General features: G+C 74.0%; 16 protein-coding genes. 6 read left to right on the top strand and 10 right to left on the bottom strand.

Annotated features, from left to right (window positions below):
• Positions 1–2 precede the first annotated feature (2 nt).
• Positions 3–1,145, bottom strand: a complete 1,143-nt coding sequence (locus tag ACFY0X_RS05390) for a histidinol-phosphate transaminase (RefSeq protein ID WP_387749034.1) — start codon at positions 1,143–1,145, stop codon at positions 3–5.
• Between the two features lie 23 nt (positions 1,146–1,168).
• The gene (hisD, locus tag ACFY0X_RS05385; protein ID WP_387749031.1) at positions 1,169–2,476 is read right to left on the bottom strand and encodes a histidinol dehydrogenase; all 1,308 of its coding nucleotides are present in this window, start codon (positions 2,474–2,476) and stop codon (positions 1,169–1,171) included.
• A 90-nt stretch (positions 2,477–2,566) separates the two neighbouring features.
• On the opposite strand from hisD, the gene ACFY0X_RS05380 reads away from it, so the two are divergent.
• The 3 genes from ACFY0X_RS05380 to ybaK all read left to right on the top strand — a co-directional run bounded on the left by ACFY0X_RS05380 (position 2,567) and on the right by ybaK (position 5,558).
• On the top strand, positions 2,567–4,147 hold the full coding sequence (locus ACFY0X_RS05380) for an oxidoreductase (protein WP_387749029.1): 1,581 nt from the start codon (positions 2,567–2,569) through the stop codon (positions 4,145–4,147).
• A gap of 57 nt (positions 4,148–4,204) precedes the next feature.
• Positions 4,205–4,933, top strand: a complete 729-nt coding sequence (locus ACFY0X_RS05375) for an LON peptidase substrate-binding domain-containing protein (protein WP_387749026.1) — start codon at positions 4,205–4,207, stop codon at positions 4,931–4,933.
• A 130-nt stretch (positions 4,934–5,063) separates the two neighbouring features.
• Complete coding sequence (ybaK, locus tag ACFY0X_RS05370) at positions 5,064–5,558, top strand: Cys-tRNA(Pro) deacylase (protein ID WP_387749023.1); 495 nt, start codon at positions 5,064–5,066, stop codon at positions 5,556–5,558.
• A 65-nt stretch (positions 5,559–5,623) separates the two neighbouring features.
• Here ybaK and ACFY0X_RS05365 read toward each other — a convergent pair whose 3' ends face one another.
• From ACFY0X_RS05365 to ACFY0X_RS05340, 6 genes are all read right to left on the bottom strand, one after another.
• Positions 5,624–6,397 carry a hypothetical protein gene (locus ACFY0X_RS05365; protein WP_387749020.1) on the bottom strand — a complete coding sequence of 258 codons (774 nt, stop codon included), beginning with the start codon at positions 6,395–6,397 and terminating at the stop codon, positions 5,624–5,626.
• 82 nt (positions 6,398–6,479) lie between these two features.
• Positions 6,480–7,289 carry an ABC transporter permease gene (locus ACFY0X_RS05360; protein WP_387749017.1) on the bottom strand — a complete coding sequence of 270 codons (810 nt, stop codon included), beginning with the start codon at positions 7,287–7,289 and terminating at the stop codon, positions 6,480–6,482.
• A complete protein-coding gene (locus tag ACFY0X_RS05355; RefSeq protein WP_387749014.1) occupies positions 7,286–8,284 on the bottom strand; it encodes an ABC transporter ATP-binding protein in 999 nt (332 codons plus the stop codon). Before ACFY0X_RS05355 ends, ACFY0X_RS05360 begins: the two co-directional genes overlap by 4 nt.
• A gap of 163 nt (positions 8,285–8,447) precedes the next feature.
• Positions 8,448–9,761: an NYN domain-containing protein gene (locus ACFY0X_RS05350; RefSeq protein ID WP_387749012.1), complete on the bottom strand. Its 1,314-nt coding sequence runs from the start codon at positions 9,759–9,761 to the stop codon at positions 8,448–8,450.
• 334 nt (positions 9,762–10,095) lie between these two features.
• Positions 10,096–11,124: an aspartate-semialdehyde dehydrogenase gene (locus ACFY0X_RS05345; RefSeq protein ID WP_387749009.1), complete on the bottom strand. Its 1,029-nt coding sequence runs from the start codon at positions 11,122–11,124 to the stop codon at positions 10,096–10,098.
• A gap of 114 nt (positions 11,125–11,238) precedes the next feature.
• Positions 11,239–12,126: a dihydrodipicolinate synthase family protein gene (locus tag ACFY0X_RS05340; protein ID WP_387749006.1), complete on the bottom strand. Its 888-nt coding sequence runs from the start codon at positions 12,124–12,126 to the stop codon at positions 11,239–11,241.
• Positions 12,127–12,242: 116 nt separating this feature from the next.
• Between ACFY0X_RS05340 and ACFY0X_RS05335 the strand changes: the two genes are divergently transcribed.
• Positions 12,243–13,130, top strand: coding sequence for a LysR family transcriptional regulator (locus ACFY0X_RS05335; protein ID WP_387749004.1), 888 nt, complete (start codon positions 12,243–12,245; stop codon positions 13,128–13,130).
• 35 nt (positions 13,131–13,165) lie between these two features.
• Here the strand turns inward: ACFY0X_RS05335 and dnaE are convergent, their stop codons facing one another.
• Both dnaE and ACFY0X_RS05325 read right to left on the bottom strand, forming a co-directional pair.
• Complete coding sequence (gene dnaE, locus ACFY0X_RS05330; RefSeq protein ID WP_387749001.1) at positions 13,166–16,699, bottom strand: DNA polymerase III subunit alpha; 3,534 nt, start codon at positions 16,697–16,699, stop codon at positions 13,166–13,168.
• A gap of 157 nt (positions 16,700–16,856) precedes the next feature.
• Complete coding sequence (locus ACFY0X_RS05325; protein WP_387748998.1) at positions 16,857–17,654, bottom strand: hypothetical protein; 798 nt, start codon at positions 17,652–17,654, stop codon at positions 16,857–16,859.
• A 152-nt stretch (positions 17,655–17,806) separates the two neighbouring features.
• On the opposite strand from ACFY0X_RS05325, the gene ACFY0X_RS05320 reads away from it, so the two are divergent.
• Both ACFY0X_RS05320 and ACFY0X_RS05315 read left to right on the top strand, forming a co-directional pair.
• Positions 17,807–18,226, top strand: coding sequence for an I66 family serine proteinase inhibitor (locus ACFY0X_RS05320; RefSeq protein ID WP_387748996.1), 420 nt, complete (start codon positions 17,807–17,809; stop codon positions 18,224–18,226).
• 339 nt (positions 18,227–18,565) lie between these two features.
• A complete protein-coding gene (locus ACFY0X_RS05315) occupies positions 18,566–19,345 on the top strand; it encodes a VOC family protein (RefSeq protein ID WP_387748994.1) in 780 nt (259 codons plus the stop codon).
• Positions 19,346–19,452: the final 107 nt, after the last annotated feature.

The following is a 19,452-nucleotide window of genomic DNA, read 5'->3' as shown; positions in this document are numbered from 1 at the left end:
GGTCACAGCTCCTTGCTGACTCTGCGGACGGCGTCCAGGAAGGCGTCGTTCTCGGCGGGCGTGCCGGCGGTGACGCGCAGCCACCCGGGGACGCCGTTGTCGCGGACCAGGACGCCCTGGTCGAGGATGGCCCGCCACACCGCGTGGGTGTCGGCGAAGCGGCCGAACTGGACGAAGTTGGCGTCCGAGTCGGTGACCTCCAGGCCCATCCCCCGCAGCGCGTCGACCAGCCGGTCGCGCTCCTCCTTGAGCCGCCCGACGTACCCGAGCAGGGTGTCGGTGTGCTCCAGGCAGGCCAGCGCGGTGGCCTGGGTGACGGCCGACAGGTGGTACGGCAGGCGCACCAGCTGCACCGCGTCCACCACGGCCGGGTCGGCGGCGAGGTAGCCCAGGCGCAGCCCGGCCGCGCCGAAGGCCTTGGACATGGTCCGGCTGACCACCAGGTTGGGCCGGCCCTCGATCAGCGGCAGCAGCGAGGCGCGGTGCGAGAACTCGACGTACGCCTCGTCCACCACCACCAGGCTGGGCCGGGCGGCCTGCGCGGCCTCGTACAGCCGCAGCACGGTGTCGGCGTCCACGGCGGTGCCGGTCGGGTTGTTGGGCGAGCAGACGAAGACCACGTTCGGCCGGTGCCGCGCGATGGCGGCGACGGCGGCGTCCACGTCGATGGTGAAGTCGTCGTTGCGCGGGCCGGAGATCCAGGCGGTGCCGGTGCCCCGGGAGATCAGCGCGTGCATCGAGTACGAGGGCTCGAAGCCGAGCGCGCTGCGGCCGGGGCCGCCGAAGGTCTGCAGCAGCTGCTGGAGCACCTCGTTGGAGCCGTTGGCCGCCCACACCTGCGCGCGCCGGACCGGGAAGCCGGTGGTCCTGCCGAGGTACGCGGCGAGGCCCTCGCGCAGCTCGACCGCGTCCCGGTCGGGGTAGCGGTTCAGCCCGCGGGCGGCCTCGGCGACGCGCTCGGCGATCCGGGCCACCAGCTCCTCGGGCAGCGGGTACGGGTTCTCGTTGGTGTTCAGCTGGACGGGCACGTCCAGCTGCGGCGCGCCGTACGGGGACTGGCCGCGCAGCTCGTCGCGGACGGGGAGGTCGTCGATCCGGGTCCCCGGAGCGGCACCCGCCGGGGTCGCCGGCGTCGGAGGGGTCACAGGAGCCCCGGAGGTCTCAGGAGTCACGAGCCCGGCACCGTCCAGTCGAAGCGGGCCTTGATCGCGTCCCCGTGCCCCGGCAGGTCCTCCGCGTTCGCCAGGGTGACGACGTGCGCGGCGACGCCCGCCAGCGCGTCCCGGTCGTACTCGACGACCTGGACGCCGCGCAGGAAGGTCTGCACCGACAGCCCGGAGGAGTGGCAGGCGCAGCCGCCGGTCGGCAGCACGTGGTTGGAGCCGGCCGCGTAGTCGCCCAGCGAGACCGGGGTCCAGCGGCCGATGAAGACCGCGCCGGCGTTGACGACCTTCGCCGCCACCGCGTGCGGGTCGCGGGTCTGGATCTCCAGGTGCTCGGCCGCGTAGGCGTTGACCACGGCGAGGCCCTGCTCCAGGTCGTCGACCAGGATGATGCCGGACTGCCGGCCGCCCAGCGCCTCGGCCACCCGCTCGCCGTGCTTGGTCCTGGCGACCTGCGCGGCCAGCTCGGCCTCGACCGCGTCGGCCAGCGCCGGGGAGTCGGTGACCAGCACGGAGCCGGAGGTCGGGCCGTGCTCGGCCTGGCTGATCAGGTCGGCGGCGACGTCGGACGGCAGGGCGCTGTCGTCGGCGAGGACGGCGATCTCGGTCGGACCGGCCTCGGAGTCGATGCCGATCCGGCCGGCGAAGTAGCGCTTGGCGGCGGCCACGTAGATGTTGCCGGGGCCGGTCACCATGTCGACCGGCTCGCACTCCTCGGTACCGAGGGCGAACATCGCGACCGCCTGGGCGCCGCCGACGGAGTAGACCTCGTCCACGCCGAGCAGCGCGCAGGCCGCCAGGATGGTCGGGTGGACCCGGCCCCCGAACTCCTTCTGCGGCGGCGAGGAGACCGCGATGCCCCGGACGCCCGCCTCCTGGGCCGGCACCACGTTCATCACCACGGAGGAGGGGTAGACCGCCAGCCCGCCCGGCACGTACAGGCCGACCCGCTCGACCGGCACCCAGCGCTGGGTGACCGTGCCGCCCGGCACCACCTGGGTGGTGTGCCCGGTGCGGCGCTGGTCCGCGTGGACGGCGCGGGCCCGGCGGATCGACTCCTCCAGAGCGGCGCGGACCTTCGGGTCCAGCGTCTCCAACGCCGCGGTCAGCTGCTCGGCCGGGACCCGGGTCGACTCCAGCCGGACGCCGTCGAAGCGCTCGGTGATCTCGATCAGCGCCGCGACCCCGCGATGGCGTACGTCCTCGGCGATCGGCCGCACCTTCTCCAGGGCGGCCGCCACGTCGAACTCGGCACGGGGCAGCAGGTCACGCGGGTCGTCCAGCGAGCCGCGGAGGTCGATTCGAGAGATCACGCCACCCAGTGTAAGGAGTGGCCGGAACCGCTGGCCCCGCATTTCAGTCCGTGATACGAAAGGCGAGACGACCGGGGGGCGGGGGAAACCATGGCGGAGCGTGCTCCGGAGGGCTGGAACGGGGTCGAGCAGAGGCTCTGGGAGGCCTACCGCCAGGGTGACGTCCTGGATCTGCGGACGGGCCGGCCGGAGGACGACGACGCCTTCGGCGACGCCGTCTGGGGCCCCGAGCGGACCGTCCGCGCCGAGGTGCTCGCCCACCTGCTGCTGGCCGGCCCCGAGCCCGCGCCCGGCAAGGTCGCCTCGCTGCGGCTCAGCGGCGTGCGGGTGACCGGCGCGCTCAAGCTGGCCGGCGCCACCATCGACCGCTACGTCGAGGTCCACGACTGCCGCTTCGACCAGAAGGTCCTGGTCTCCGAGGCCGCGGCCTCGACGCTGCGCTTCGTGGGCTGCCTGATCCCCCGGCTGGAGGCCTCCCGGCTCTCCACCACCGGCGACCTCCACCTGGCCCGCTGCCGCGTCCCCGACGGCATCCGGCTCACCGACGCCAAGATCGGCACCGACCTGCTGCTCAACCAGACGGTGGTCGGCGGCGACCGCTACGCCCGCGCCGTGTCCGCCGACGGGATCACCGTCAACCAGGACTTCGAGGCCGAACGCCTGGAGACGGAAGGCGAGTTGAGCATCCGCACGGCCCGGATAGGCGGCCGGCTCTCGCTGCGCGGCGCCCAGCTGCGCGCCGTCCCGGAGAAGAACCGCGTCTGCTTCAACGCCGTCCGTGTCATCGTCGGCCACACCCTCTACCTGACCGGCTCCGCCGACATCGGCTGGACCGGCTCCCGCGGCTACTACGGCTCCGGCTACGGCCAGCTCCCGCCGCCCGACGGCCCCGTCACCCCGTTCCGGGCCTTCGGCCGGGTCCGGCTGTCCGACTCCCGTTTCGAGGCCGCCTGCCTGATCTCCGGCGAATTCCACCTGGAGGGTGACGACGAGCTCGCGCTGAGCCGCATCCAGACCCCCGAGCTGCGCTTCTCCTGCAAGTTCCGCCCCACCGGCACGGTCTCGCTCTCCCGCGCCCGGGTCGGCAACCTGGTCGACGACCCGGACGCCTGGCCGCTCGGCGGGCACCTGCGGCTCACCGGCTTCGTCTACGAGAACCTGCGCCCGTTCAGGCCCTTCACCGTCCAGCAGCGGATCGCCTGGCTGGAGGGCTCCTCGGTGGACTTCCAGCCGGAGTCCTACGAGCAGCTCGCCGCCGCCCTGCGCCGCGACGGCGCCGACGACGACGCCCGCGAGGTGCTCTACGCCAAGCAGCGCCGGCGCCGGCGCACCCTGCCGCTGCCGGCCCGGGTCTGGGGCGCGGTCCAGGACGCCACCGTGGGCTACGGCTACCGGCCCGGCCGGGCGGGCCTGTGGCTGCTGCTCGCCTGGATCCTCGGCAGCCTCTGGTTCGCCACCCACCCGCTGCAGCCGCTCAAGGCCGACGAGCGCCCGCACTGGAACCCGGTGCTGTACACCCTCAACCAGCTGCTGCCGATCGTGGACCTGAACCAGGGCGGCTGGAACCCCGGCGGCCTCACCCAGTGGATCTCCGCCGGGCTGGTCGTGATCGGCTGGCTGCTCGCCTCCACGGTCGTCGCCGGCGCCACGCGGATGCTGCAGCGCGGATAGCGTCGATCGTCGCGGGCGGGCGACAACCGCCGGGCCCGGGGAACTACGCTGTCCGCCGTGACAGAACGGCTGCCGCTCTTCCCGCTGAACACCGTGCTCTACCCGGGCCTGGTGCTGCCCCTGAACGTCTTCGAGGAGCGCTACCGCCGTCTCGTCGCCGATCTGCTCGAACAGCCCGAGGACACCCCCCGGCGGTTCGGCGTGCTCGCGATCAAGGACGGCCGGGAGGTCGCGCCGGTCCGGCCCGAGGAGGGCCCGGCCGGTCCGCTGGACGGCCTCGGCACCGTCACCGGGGACCCGCTGGAGGCGCTCTTCCCGGTCGGCTGCGTCGCCGACGTCGCGTCCGTCCAGCACCAGCCGGACGGCCGCTACGAGCTGCTGGTCACCGGCACCACCCGGTTCCGGCTGCGCTCGGTGGACGCCTCCGGCCCGTACCTGACCGGCGAGACCGAGACGATCGACGAGCGCCCCGGCGAGGGCTCGGGCGCGCTGGCCTCCGAGGTCGAGCGGGCGTTCCGGGTCTACCAGAAGCGCCTGGCCGGCGCCCGCGAGGCCAGCACCGTCGGCCACCAGGACCTCCCGGACGACCCCCAGGTGCTCTCCTACCTGGTCGCCGCCGCCTCGGTGTTCGAGACACCGGTCAAGCAGCGGCTGCTCGCCTGCCCGGACAACGCCGAGCGGCTGCGCGCCGAACTCGACCTGCTGCGCCGCGAGACCGCCGTCCTCAGCTGGCTGCCCTCGCTGCCCGCCGTCGACCTCACCCGCCAGACCTTCAGCCCCAACTGACCGGGGCACCCGACGGGCCCGGGCCCCCGGCTGGCCGACGGCCCGACCGACCCGGGCCCCCGGCTGACCGAGGCCCGACGACCACGACTGACAGAGGGCCCTGACGACCCGACGACCCCGAGGACCCCGCATGGCCAAGAAGACGAAGAAGGGCGGCCAGGGCACCCCCGCCACCGTCGCCCTGGAAGCCGCCGCCGTCCCGTTCACCGTGCACGCCTACGACCACGACCCGGCCGCCGCCTCCTACGGCGGCGAGGCCGCCGAGGCCCTCGGCATCACCCCCGACCGGGTCTTCAAGACCCTCGTCGCCGACGTGGACGGCACCCTCACCGTCGGCGTGGTCCCGGTCGCCGGCCAGCTCGACCTCAAGGCCCTGGCCGCCGCCGTCGGCGGCAAGCGCGCCGCCATGGCCGACCCGGCCGCCGCCGAGCGCAGCAGCGGCTACGTCCGCGGCGGCATCTCGCCGCTGGGCCAGCGCCGCCCGCTGCGCACCGTCGTCGATGCCAGCGCGCTCGGCCACCCCACCGTCTACGTCTCGGCGGGCCGCCGCGGCCTGGAGGTCGAACTCGCCCCCGCCGACCTCGTCGCCCTCACCGGGGCCCGCACCGCCGCCATCGCCCGCTGAGCCCCGCCCCGCGCCCGCTCACCACCGGGCGCGGGGAACCGCGCGGGCGGAACCGCCCACCGCGGTCAGTGCCCGGCGCCGCTCCCCGTTCCGCTCGCCGGCCCGCTCATCGGCCCGCTCGCCGGATCGCCCGCCGGCCCGGCCCACGGCCCCACCGGGGCCTCCGCCGGCGGCACCCCCATCGGAGCCCCCCAGTACGGCGGCGGGTCCTCCTCCCGCTTCCCGAACGCGGCCGAGAGCAGGAGCAGCACCACCATCGCCGTCATCGGCCAGACCAGCAGCGCCCCCAGCGCCCCCAGGTCGATGCCCGCGTCGAAGTGCCCGCCGTCGCCGACCCGCCGGGCCTCGCCGATCAGGTCTCCGCTCGGCCCGAGCCACCGCCCGATCCGCCAGGCCCCGATCGAGCCGAGCAGCCCGCCGACGGCCAGGCCCAGCGCGACCGCGATGCCGCCGCCGCGCCGCCGGGTCACCAGGAAGGCCCCGAGCGCGGTCACCAGCCCGGCGCCGAGGCAGATCAGCACGAACACCGCGTCGGCCCCGGCCCGCTGCTCCCCCTCGGGGTCGGCGTAGAGGATGCGGTCCCCGTCCACCACCAGCGGCACCTTGGGCGCCAGCCAGGCCCACAGCCCGGCCGCCATCAGCCCGGCCACCAGACAGGCGGCCACGACCCCGGCCCCGACCCGCACCTCCGGCAGCAACCGCTGCCCCAGCGGGGTGGTCGTCCCGTGCCCGAGGGCGGTGGCCCCGTGCGGGGGCGGCGCGAACGGGTCGGACGCTGCGTCCGGAACCGCCCGCACATCGGCGGCGGCGGGATCCGGAGGTGTGTTCGGTACGGTCACAGGCCCCATCGTTTCACGACGGCCACTCGAACGACCCACCACCGTACCCACCGGGCCGGGGCCCGACCGTGGCGTAGCGGTACTACCGCGAGACCGCCCGCCGGTACGCCCACGTGGCGAGGGCCAGCGACGCCACGCCCACCCCCGCGCAGACCGCCAGGTCCCCGAGCACCATCGCCCAGTCCGGGTCCGGCGTGAACGTCCGGGCGAAGGCGTCCACCCCGTACGTGGACGGCAGCAGGTCCCGCAGCCACCGCACCGCCTGCGGCAGGTGGTCCACCGGCAGCACGCCCAGCAGCAGGGCGGCCGACATCCCGAGCTGCCCGAGCATCGTCGCGATCTCCTGGCGCGGCGCGAGGAGCCCGCAGGCCGCCCCCAGCCCCGCCAGCGCGGCCCCGGCCAGCGGCACGACCGCCAGCAGCACCCACAGCTGGCCGAGCGGCAGCCCGAACATCACCGCCCCGAACGCCGCCGTGGCGAGCGTCCCGGGCAGGGTGAAGGAGGCGTACGCGGCGGCCGCCCCCAGCACCACCGAGGCGGCCGGCACCGGCAGCGTCGCGTAGTGGTCGAGCCCGCCGGTGGCCCGCAGTTTCCCGAAGTACTGGGCGAGCAGGTTCAGCGCGACGAACGCCACCACCAGCACGCTCGACCCGGCGACCACCGACCGCGCCGCCGAGGACTGCCCGGCGTCCACCACGCCCCGCATCATCACCAGGATGCCCACGGACTGGAAGGTGGCCACGAACAGCAGCGGGATGCGCGCCACCCGCGCCCGGGCGAGCTGCGCCCGGTAGACGGCCGCGAGCGCCGGCAGCAGCCGGGCCGCGGGGGCGAGCGGGGCGGGGGCGGCCGTGGACCGGTCGGTCCGCGGGGGCACCGAGAGCAGCGTCACTTGGCCAGTCCTCCGTGGCGGCCGCCCAGCTTGAGGTACGCGTCCTCAAGGCTCGGGGTGGCGAGGGTGAAGTCGTCGAGTGCGGCGAAGGCCGGGCCGGTGGTGACGGCGGCGACCAGTTCGCGGGCCTGCTCGGGGGTGGTGCGGACGGTCCAGCGGCGGCCGGTGCACTCGGCCCGCTCGCGCAGCGCGGCGACGGCGGGCACGCCGAGCGGCGCCTCGTCCCGCCAGACCAGGTCGAGCCGGACGTCGCCGTCCACCAGCGCCTTGAGCCCGCCGGGCGTGTCGCAGGCGATCACCCGGCCGTCGTCGACCACGGCGACCCGGTCGAGCACCGTCTCCGCCTCGATGACGTTGTGGGTGACCAGCAGCACCGTCGTCCCGTGCTCGGCGCGGCGCCGGTCCACGGCGCTCCACACGGCCCGCCGGGCGACCGGGTCCATGCCGGTGGTGGGCTCGTCCAGGACGAGCAGCGGCCGCTCCCCCACCAGGGTGGCCGCGAAGCAGGCGAGCCGCCGCTGCCCGCCGGACAGCTTGGCGAGCGGCCGGGTGGCGATCGGCTCCAGCCCGAGCTCGGCGAGCACGTCCCCGGCCGCGTCGCGGGCCTGCGCCCGGGTGAGTCCGCGCAGCCGTCCGGTGGTCTCGGCGGCGAGCGCCACGGTCAGCTCGTCCAGCGCGGTGGACTCCTGTCCGAGGTAGCCGAGCAGCCGGGCGGCCCGCTCGGGGTGGCGGACGATGTCGTGGCCGAGGAGTTCGACGGATCCCGAGTCGGGGCGCAGCAGGCCGGTGAGCTGGCGCACCAGCGTCGACTTCCCGGCTCCGTTGGGCCCGAGCAGCCCGAAGACCTCGCCCTGGCGGACGGTGAGGCTGATCCCGTCGTTGGCCCGGATCTCGGTGGCGGCGGCGCCGCGCCCGCTGCGGTAGGTCCTGACCAGGTCGCGCACGGCAACGCACGGCAGGGGTTCCTCGGGTGCTCGCCCGGCCGTCTCGTTCACGACCGAAGACTCTACGCGTTCATACGGGCGAACCGGACAACGGGGGCCTGTCCGCGCCCGGGCCGCCGACCGGTCGGCCCAGCCGTCGGACCGGGCCGGTGGCACGGCCTGCCCCACGGCGGAGCCTGCCCGACGGCGGGGCCGGGCCGGTCGCCCGGTCGGCTCAGTCGTCGACGACCATCGACCCGCCCGGGACCCGCGCGGCCAGCTCCTTCCAGAACCCGGCCCGGATGGCGTAGCGGTCGTGCTCGTCGATCTGGTCGTCCTTGTGCGCGAGCAGCCCGAAGCGGGCGGCGTAGCGCAGCAGTTCGCCGTCCACCCGGTGCGGGATGCGCGGGTAGTCGGGCCAGAGCATGGTGAGCTTCTCGGCGTCGCCGACGCGATCGCTCCAGCGGCGGGCGAAGACCTGCCCGACCTCGTGGGCGTCGCCGCCGATGGAGGTGATGTCCTCCTCGCGGTCGGCCCAGCGCTGCTCGGCGGTGGTGAGCTGGGCGAGCGTGGGCAGGCTGTCGCCGGCGGTGACGGCGGGCTCGGGGGCGGGCCGGTCCACCCAGCCGCGGTCGGAGGACCAGCGCAGCACCGGCCCGGCCTGCGCGACGGCTCCGTGCCCGTTGACCCCGTGCCCGTTCGTGCCGTGGCCGTTGGCGCCGTTCGCCACCGGGGTGATCGGGGTGACGGAGGAGGCCCGCCCGGCGAGGTCCTTGGGCGTCGGTACGACCTTGAGCGCGGCCGCGGCCGGCTGCGGCCGTCCGTTGACGGCGGGGGCGGCGCCCGCCGGAGCCGTGGCCGCGGCGGCCGCCGCCGTGGCCGCCGGACGGACCTCCGGCGGCACCACGTCGGGCAGCCCGGTGGGCGGTGCGGCCGGCGGGGCGGCGAGGATCTTGGCGATCTCCTGCCGGGCCCCCGGGGCCGGGAAGACGCTGGAGTGGTCCCGCAGCGAGAAGGACCCCTCGATCCACTCCCGGTCCAGCACCCGCCGCTCGTCCGCCTCGCCGACCAGGTCCTCGGACTGGTTGAAGTCGCCGTCGGCGGCCTGCAGGGCCCACAGGTGGACGGCCACCCCGTGTTCCTTGGCGGTCATCATGCCGGGCAGCAGGTCCCCGTCGCCGGTGATCAGCACGACGTCGGCGCAGGCCCGGTTGCGGGCGAGTTCGGAGAGTTCGGCGTGCATGGCGGCGTCCACGCCCTTCTGCACCCAGCGCCCCTCGGCCCGGGTGAGCGCGCCGAGCCGTACGGTGACCCGGGGCAGCACCCGCAGCCGCCGGTGCTCGGGCATCGGGCGCCGGTCGGGCGCGGCGTCGAACCAGTAGATCCGCAGCAGCGGCAGCCCGGTCTCGGCCTCGGCGCGCTCGCGCAGGGCGGTGATCAGGGCCGTGTGGTTCACGGTGACTCTGGACCGGGACGGATCCCCCGCGAGCAGGCTGGCGGCGGCGCCCAGCAGGTATCCGGCGTCCACCAGGACGACACAGCGGTCCATCGCGCACCTCTTTTCGCTCGCCCTCGGATTCAGTCGGGTGGGTCCATTCGGGCACGGGCGCTCGGCCCGTCGTCCGGGCGTGCCGAGGTGAGGGGCCCCCGTCGTCGCCCGATCGTTGGGTCACCTTTTACCCGCGGTTCGCCTGCCGAACCTCGCCGGTTGTCCCGGTCCCGCAACAGCGGCGCGGGCGCGGAGCGGACGAAAGCGAGGGCGGGCCCCGTACAACGACGGGGCCCGCCCGAGGTCACGCGGCGGTGTTCCGACCGGCGGACACCGGTGCCGGACCGGTGGCCGCCGGCCACGGCGACGGGAGGTGGACGCTCGGCCCCCGGGCTCAGCCCCTGAGCTCGGCGGCGACCAGCTCGGCCAGCTGGACGGCGTTCAGCGCGGCGCCCTTGCGCAGGTTGTCGTTCGAGACGAACAGCGACAGGCCGTTGTCCACCGTCTCGTCCGCCCGGACGCGGCCGACGTAGCTCGGGTCGCGGCCGGCGGCCTGGAGCGGGGTGGGGATGTCGGACAGCTCGACGCCGGGGGCGCCGCTGAGCAGCTCGACGGCGCGCTCGGGGCTGATCGGGCGCTCGAAGCGGGCGTTGATCTGCAGCGAGTGGCCGGAGAAGACCGGCACGCGCACGCAGGTGCCGGAGACCTTCAGCCCGGGGATGCCGAGGATCTTGCGGCTCTCGTGGCGGAGCTTCTGCTCCTCGTCGGTCTCGTTGGAGCCGTCGTCCACGATGGAGCCGGCCAGCGGCACCACGTTGAAGGCGATCGGCCGCTGGTAGACCTTGGGCTCCGGGAACTCGACGGCGCCGCCGTCGTGGGCGAGCGCGGCGGCGCCGTCCACGACCTTGGCGGCCTGGTCCTGGAGCTCGGCGACGCCGGCCACACCGCTGCCGGAGACGGCCTGGTAGGTGGAGACGACGAGCGCGGCCAGGCCGGCCTCCTCGTGCAGCGGGCGCAGCACGGGCATGGCGGCCATGGTGGTGCAGTTCGGGTTGGCGATGATGCCCTTGGGGCGGTCCGCGACGGCCTCCGGGTTGACCTCGGAGACGACCAGCGGGACCTCGGGGTCGCGGCGCCAGGCGGAGGAGTTGTCGATCACGACGGCACCGGCCGCGGCGACCTTGGGGGCCAGGGCCTTGGAGGTCGAGCCGCCGGCCGAGAAGATCACGATGTCCAGGCCGGTGTAGTCGGCCGTGGCCGCGTCCTCGACGGTGACCTCGGTGCCCTGCCAGGGCAGCGTGCGCCCGGCCGAACGGGCCGAGGCGAACAGCCGCAGCCGCTCCACCGGGAAGTTCCGCTCCGCCAGGATCTCGCGGACCACGCCGCCGACCTGGCCGGTGGCACCGACAATGCCGATCTTCATCTCCGACTACTCCTCTGAATGGTGCTGTTCACAGCCGCACTCCGCCCATCATGCCTTGTCACGCGGGTGGGGCGGCCTGGTGTTCCACGGTGTGAGAGGCCGCCCGGACGGCCCCTACCGGTCCAGACCACTGGCGAGGGCCAGCGCGGCGCCGACCTCCGCCTCCCCGGCCGGCAGCAGCGGCAGCCGCACGTCCGGGGTCGGGATGCGGCCCTGGGCGTGCAGCACGCCCTTGGTGACCGACGGGTTCGGCGCCGTGAAGGCGGACAGCGCCAGCCCGGTCAGCCGGTGCCCGAGCGCCCGTGCCCGGGCCACGTCCCCGGCCTGCCAGGCCTCGGCCAGCTCGACGAACCGGGCGGTCGACAGGTGGGCGGAGGCGAGGATGCCGCCGGCCGCGCCGAGCGCCAGCATCGGCGGCAGGTAGGCGTCCTCGCCGGTGAGGAAGGCGAATCCCTCGGGGGTGTCGGCGAGCAGTTCGGCGGCCGTCTGGTCCAGCCCGCCGGTCGCGTACTTGACGCCCACCACGCGCTCGATCGCGGCGAGTTCGCGCAGCGTGGCGGTGGAGAGCTGCTGCCCGGTGCGGTACGGGATGTGGTAGACGACCAGCGGCAGCGGGCTGCTCGCGGCCAGCGCCCGGAAGTGCGCGACCGTCCCGGCCTCGCCGGCCCGGACGAAGGACGGCGTGGTGACCAGCGCCGCCGCCCCCGGCACCCGCGCGCCGAGCACGGCCAGCGCCTCGCCGACGGCCCGGGTGTCGCCGCCGGAGGCGCCGACGAGCAGCTGCGCCCCGCGCGCGGCGCAGGCGGCCGCGGCGACGTCCACCACCGCGTCCTTCTCCTCGGCGCTCAGCGCGGCGGGCTCGCCGGTGGTGCCGAGCGCGCACAGCCCGGCCGCCCCGGCGTCCAGCACCTCGTGCGCGAGCTTCTCCAGCGCGTCCAGCGCGACCGAGCCGTCGGCGGCGAAGGGGGTGATCAGGGGGACGTAGATGCCCTTGAGTTCCATGCCCACGATCCTGCGGCGCACTGATCGCCCAGGTCCAGTTCACATTTCCGACGCTTCTCGTAAGCTGAGCCGATGCTCGGCGGGGCAGGGCCCGGGCCAGGCCGTAGTCTGGCCTGATGCTGGACGTCCGACGCCTGCGCCTGCTGCGCGAACTCGCCCACCTCGGCACCATCGCGGCCGTCGCCGAGGCGCTCTCCTTCAGCCCGTCGGCGGTGTCCCAGCAGCTGTCCGTCCTGGAGAAGGAGGCGGGCGTCCCGCTGCTGGAGCGCACCGGGCGGCGGGTCACCCTCACTCCGGCCGGGCGCAACCTGGTCCGGCACGCCGAGGCGGTGCTCGCCCTGCTGGAGCAGGCCGGCGCCGAACTCGCCCACACCAAGCGGGGGTTGGCCGGCCCGCTGCGGATCGGCACCTACCCCTCGGCGGCCCGGGCGATCATCCCGGCGGTGCTCGCCGAGCTGGCCGGCTGGCAGCCGGGGCTGGAGCCGATGGTCACCGAGGTGGACCCGGCGGCCGTCGGCGCGGCGCTGCGGGCGGGCGAGCTGGACGTGGCGCTGGTGCACGAGTACGACCTCGTCCCGGCCGACCCGGAGCCGGGCCTCGCGGTGACCCGCCCGGTCTTCACCGAACCCATGTACCTGGCCGCCCGCACCCCGGGCACCGTCGCCGAGCAGCGCGGCGCGCCGTGGATCATGTCCCCGCCGGACACGCTCTGCCACACCATGGCCGTCCGCGCCTGCGAGGCGGCGGGCTTCGCGCCCCGCATCCGGCACCAGATCGACGACTTCACCACCGTGCTGGCCCTGGTGGCGGCCGGCCAGGGCGTCGCCCTGGTCCCCCACCTGGGCACGGCCGGCTCCCCGCCCGGCGTCGTCCTCACCCGGCTGCCGATGTACCGCCGCACCCGCGCCGCGTTCCGCGCCGGCGCCGGCTCCCACCCGGCCATCTCGGCCTTCGTCTCGGCCCTGCACACGGCCGTCCCCCCGGGCCTGGGCGGCGGCGTCTGAGGCTCCGCGGACGCGGAGGGGCCTCCGTCGTCGCGTCAGCCCGCCAGGCAGCTCGGTCCGAGCAACTGCTTCAGGTCCCCGAAGAGCGCCGGGTCCGACTTCACCCGGTGCCGGTCCAGCCGGAGCACCGTGGTCTTGTTGCGGCTCTCCAGGCGCACCCGCACCTCGGTGGTGCCGCGGTGGCTGCCCAGCACCTCGCCGAGCCGGGCCACCAGCGGCGGGGTGACCTTCCCGCTCGGGATGTTGATGGTGATCGGCGCCTCGGCGTGGGCGTTCGACAGGTCGGGGACGGACAGCTCCATGCCCATCAGCCGCGGCACGTCCTCCCGCTTGTCCAGCTTGCCGCGCACGAAGACGACGGCGTCCTCGACCAGTTGGGACGACACCAGCTGGTAGCTGGCCGGGAAGAACATGCAGTCGATCGAGCCCGCCAGGTCCTCGACGGTCGCGATGGCCCAGGCGTTGCCCTGCTTGGTCATCTTCCGCTGGAGGCCCGAGATGATGCCGCCGATGGTGACGATCGTCCCGTCCGGCCGATCCGCGAGGTCGGCCACCGCGCAGTCCGCCTTGTCGGCGAGCACGTGCTCGATGCCGTGCAGCGGGTGCGAGGAGACGTACAGGCCGAGCATCTCCCGCTCCTGGGTGAGCAGGAAGGACTTCTCCCACTCCTCCTCGGAGAAGACGACGTCCAGCCCGAAGCTCGGCTCGTCCGCGGTGGCGTCGCCGCCGAAGAGGTCGAACTGCCCCTCGGCCTCCTTGCGCTTGACGCCCACGACGTTGTCGATCATCGGCTCGAACTGGGCGCTGAGGCCCTTGCGGGTGTGCCCGAGCGAGTCGAAGGCGCCGGCCTTGATCAGCGATTCGACGGTCCGCTTGTTGCAGACCACCGACTCCACCTTGTCCAGGAAGTCGGGGAAGGACGCGAACTTCCCCTTCGCCTTCCGGGTCCGGATCATCGACTCGACCACCGGCCCGCCGACGTTGCGGATCGCGGTCAGGCCGAAGCGGACCAGGGTGTCACCGTGCGGGGTGAAGTCCGAGTCCGACTCGTTGACGTCCGGCGGCAGCACCTGGATGCCCATCTTGCGGCACTCGTTGAGGTAGACCGCGGACTTGTCCTTGTCGTCCTTGACGGAGGTGAGCAGGCCGGACATGTACTCGGCCGGGTAGTTGGCCTTGAGGTACGCCGTCCAGTACGAGACCAGCCCGTACCCGGCGGTGTGCGCTTTGTTGAACGCGTAGCCGGAGAAGGGGACGAGGACGTCCCACACGGCCTGGATGGCCGCGTCGGAGTAGCCGCGCTCGCGGCAGCCCTTCTGGAAGGGGACGAACTCCGCCTCCAGGATCTCCTTCTTCTTCTTGCCCATGGCCCGGCGCAGCAGGTCCGCCTGGCCGAGCGAGTAGCCGGCCAGGATCTGCGCGGCCTTCTGCACCTGCTCCTGGTAGACGATCAGGCCGTACGTCGGCCGGAGCACCTCCTCCAGGGGCTTCTCCAGCTCCGGGTGGATCGGGGTGATCTCCTGCTGGCCGTTCTTGCGCAGGGCGTAGTTGGTGTGGGAGTTGACGCCCATCGGGCCCGGGCGGTACAGCGCCAGGACGGCGGAGATGTCCTCGAAGTTGTCGGGCTTCATCAGCCGCAGCAGCGAGCGCATGGGGCCGCCGTCGAGCTGGAAGACGCCGAGCGTGTCGCCGCGGGCGAGGAGTTCGTAGGTCGGCTTGTCGTCCAGGGGCAGATCAAGCAGGTTGATCTTGATGCCCTTGTTCTTCTCGATCGCCTTGACGGCGTCGTCCATGATCGTCAGGTTGCGCAGGCCGAGGAAGTCCATCTTGAGGAGGCCGAGGCCCTCACAGGTGGGGTAGTCGAACTGCGTGATGGTGACGCCGTCGGTGTGCCGGGTCCAGACCGGGATGTGGTCGGTCAGCGGCTCGGCGGACATGATGACGCCGGCGGCGTGCACACCGGGCTGGCGGATCAGGCCCTCGATGCCGCGCGCGGTGTCGATGACCTTCCGGACGTCCGGGTCGGTCTCGTACAGCCCGCGGATCTCGCCGGCCTCGCTGTAGCGCGGGTGCGAGGGGTCGGTGATGCCGGAGAGCGGGATGCCCTTGCCCATGACGTCCGGCGGCATCGCCTTGGTGATCCGGTCGCCCATCGCGTACGGGTAGCCGAGGACCCGGGAGGAGTCCTTGATGGCGGCCTTCGCCTTGATGGTGCCGTACGTGACGATCATGGCGACCTTGTCGGATCCCCACTTCTCGGTCACGTAGCGGATCACGTCACCGCGCCGGCGCTCGTCGAAGTCGATGTCGACGTCGGGCATGGAGATGCGCTCGGGGTTGAGGAAGCGCTCGAAGATCAGGCCGTGCGGGATGGGGTCGAGGTCGGTGATGCCCATCGCGTACGCGACCAGCGAGCCGGCCGCCGAACCACGGCCGGGGCCCACCGCGATGCCCTGGCTCTTGGCCCACATGATGAAGTCCGCGACCACGAGGAAGTACGCCGGGAACCCCATCTGGATGATGGTGTCCATCTCGTACTCGGCGAGCTTCTTGTGCTCCTCGTCGTACCCGCCCGGGAAGCGCCAGTCCATGCCCTCCCAGACCTTGGACCGGAAGAAGTCCGCCTCCGACTCGAAGCCCTCCGGGATGGGGAAGCGGGGCATCAGGTTCTTGAACTGGAACATGCCCTCGGTGTCGACCCGGGAGGCGACCAGCAGCTGGCTGTTGCGGCAGCCCTCCTGCCAGGCGTCCGAGGAGTCCAGGGCGTACATCTCGGCGGCGGACTTGATGTAGTAGCCGGTGCCGTCGAAGCGGAAGCGGTCCGGGTCGGAGAGGTTCTTGCCGGTCTGCACGCAGAGCAGCAGGTCGTGGGCACCGGCGTCGGCCTCGGTGGTGTAGTGCGAGTCATTGGTGACGACCGGGGGGATGTTCAGCTTCCGGCTGATCTCCAGCAGCCCGTCGCGGACCCGCTTCTCGATCTCGAGGCCGTGGTCCATCAGCTCCAGGAAGTAGTTCTCCTTGCCGAAGATCTCCTGGTAGTCGGCCGCGGACTTCAGCGCCTCGTCGAACTGGCCGAGGCGCAGCCGCGTCTGCACCTCGCCGGAGGGGCAGCCGGTGGTGGCCATCAGGCCGCCGGACAGCTCGGAGATCAGCTCCTTGTCCATCCGGGGCCACTTCACGAGCCAGCCCTCGGCGTAGGAGCGCGAGGTCAGCTTGAAGAGGTTGTGCAGGCCCTCCTTGTTGCGGGCCCAGATGGTCTTGTGGGTGTACGCGCCGGACGCCGAGACGTCGTCCCGCTTCTGGTGCGGCTGGCCCCACAGGATGCGCTTGGTGTTGGAGCGGGACTCCGGGGCGACGTACGCCTCGATGCCGATGACGGGCGTGATGCCGGCGGCGGTGGCCTGCTTGTGGAACTCGGCGGCGCCGTACATGTTGCCGTGGTCGGTCATGGCCACGTGGGTCTGGCCGAGGCGCTCGACCTCCTTGAACATCTGCTTCAGCCGGGCGGCACCGTCCAGCATCGAGTACTCGGTGTGGACGTGCAGATGCGCGAACGGCTGGTCGCTCAAGGCGGGGCCTCCGGAGGCTCTGGTGCTGGTCTGGTGGGCCGGCGAACGTGCGGGTCACGGGGGACGCCCCCGGAAATGGATGTGGCCCGGAGCGCCGCTCGGGGCCCGGACCGTCACTCACACGTTCACCCGTCTACTCTAGCCCCCTTCGAACGGCTCATCCGTCCGCCGGGAGGGGTGTCCAGGCAGGCCCGGCGAGTCGTGTTCCGGCGGCCTCGCGGACCTCCGGCCGCTCCATCGGATCGTCCCGGAGGTACGCCAGCCGGGCCCGCACGTCGGGCCGGTCGGGGGCGTGCGCGACGCCGAGGAGCCGGGCCCGCGCCTCGCAGTCCCACAGCGACTCGGTGTACGCCTCGGCCGTCCCGGCGGAGCCGAGCGCGGCGAGTGCCGCCAGGTGGTCGGGGCGCTCGTACGAGTGCGGGGTCCACAGCCAGAACCGGCGCAGCAGGGAGACCGCGTCGGCCGCACCGGCCCCGGCCCCGAGCCGCGCCAGCCCGCCCGCGAGGGCGCCCGGGCCGCACCAGGCGCGGTCCACCCAGTGCCGCTCCAGCTCCGCGACCAGGGCCGGCCCGTCCCCGGGCTCCCCGTCCGGGGACGGGTCCCCCCGCCCGGTCGGGCAGTGCGGGGCCGGCGCGGGGTCCTCCGGGGCGCCGGAGGCCAGCAGCTCCAGGACGCCGGCCGCCCGGTCGCGGGTCTCCTCGTCCCCGGCCAGGAGTTCCTCCACCGGGCCGAGCGGCAGCTCCAGGTCCCGGAGCAGACGGGCCAGGTACAGGCACCGGTCGTCGGTCCGCGAGTCCCAGCGCCACTCCCACCGGAGGCAGCCGTACACGAGGTCGGCGGCCGCGGCCGGGTCCTCCGCCGCCATCCGCGCGCCCAGGCCCCGGCCGCGCTGGAGCAGGCCGGGGAGGGTGTTCGCCGGGGCGTGCTCGAATCTCCGCTGTGTCACGGGAGCCATCGTGCCGCAGCCCCGGCGCGCGGGCGGCCAGGGGGCGGGCGCCGGGGGGCGTAGCTCGTTCAGGTGACGGCGTGCCGAGGCCCCTGCCCCGGCTTCCTCCGAGCACGTACAACTGTCCTGCACCTCGCCCACACCGCGGAGGAATGACAGCCATGGCCCAGCTGGAGTCCGGCCTCTACACCATCCAGAACGGCGGCGCCAGGATCGGCCGAGCCCGTCACGAGGCCCTGGACCTCTCCCCCAAAACCGTCTTCGCCAACACCGACGACCAGGACGCCGTCTGGGTCGTCGAGGCCTGCCCCGGCAACCGCTACCGGCTCTACGCCAAGGGCGCCCCGACCGCCGTGGAGGACCTCAAGCCGGCCGGCCCGCTGGTCTCCCTCCTCCTCGACCAGGGCGACGCGACCGAGTGGGAGCTGAGCCCCGTCGACGGCCTTCCGGCCACCTACCGGATCAAGTCTCCCCAGGGCTCCTCGTGGACCGTCCTCGAACCCGGGAGGCGGAGCCCGATCGAGGTCATCCCCGTCCTCGACGGCTCCACCGCCTTCACCTTCGAGAAGGTCGACGTCTGACCGAAGCCCCGGCCCCGTACGGGCGTCGTCCTCAACGGGGGCACCGCCGTCGTACCGCCCCGCCGGCAGCCGCTCCGGACGCGCGGGAGCGGGCCGCTCCGGCTTCCCGCGCGCCTCCGCCTCCTCGAAGCGTCAGCGGTCGAACCGGGCGGCGGCTCTCCGCAGGTGTCGACCCGGCCGTCACGCGAACGGCCCACCCGTACGCCGTCGGGCCGGCCCGCCGCCCCGGGCCGCCCCGGCGGCCACGGCGGTGTGTCGAGTGGCGGACCACCGTGCCCGAGGCGATGGTGACCGGCAGAGCCCCCTCACCGCAGAGACCCCTCACCAGAAAGGGCGAGCATGCCCGAGGTCACCTCCCCGTACCCGACCGGCACCCCGTGCTGGGTCGACCTGACGGCCAAGGACCAGCAGGCCGCACTGGACTTCTACCGCGACCTCCTCGGCTGGCAGGGCGAGCCGGGCCCGGCCGAGTTCGGCGGCTACGCCGTCTGCGAGCTCAACGGCAGGGGCGTGGCCGGCATCGGCCCGACGATGACGCCCGAAGGGACGCCGGAGCCGCCGACCGTCTGGACCAGCTACCTGGCCGCCACCGACGCCGAGGCCACCCAGGACGCGATCGTCGCGGCCGGCGGCACCCTGCTCGCGCCGGTCGTGGACGTCGGCGGGCTGGGCCGGATGCTGATCGCCGCCGATCCGCAGGGCGCGGTGTTCGGCGTCTGGCAGCCGGGCGAGTTCTCCGGCGCCAAGGTCGTCAACGAGGCCGGCGCGCTGACCTGGAACGAGCTGCACACCAGCGACATCCCGGCCGCCACCGCCTTCTACGGCGCGGCGTTCGGCATCGAGATCGAACCGCTGGACGGCGCGGACTCGTACTGGGAGCTGCGGGTCGGCGGCCGCGCGGTCGGCGGCGCCACCCTGCTCGCCAACGACCCGCCCGGCACCCCGGCGCACTGGCTGACCTACTTCGCGGTCGACGACGTGGACTCCACCGTGGACGCCCTGGTCCGGGGCGGCGGCACCGTCCTGGTCCCGCCCTTCGACATGATGGCGGGCCGGATGACCGTGGTCACCGACCCGCAGGGCGCCCCCTTCGCCATGATCAGGCCCACGCCGATGTAACCCGCCCCGCGCCGCCCTGTTCCGCCCCGCTCCGTCCTGCTCCGCCCCGCTCCGCGCGTCGAGGCCGGCTCGACGACGTCGGCCACCGCGTGGGAAGTCGGCCGGGC

The organism is Kitasatospora sp. NPDC001547 (assembly GCF_042894165.1).
In the GTDB taxonomy this organism is placed as follows: domain Bacteria; phylum Actinomycetota; class Actinomycetes; order Streptomycetales; family Streptomycetaceae; genus Kitasatospora.
This window is presented reverse-complemented; position numbering and strand designations above follow the sequence as displayed.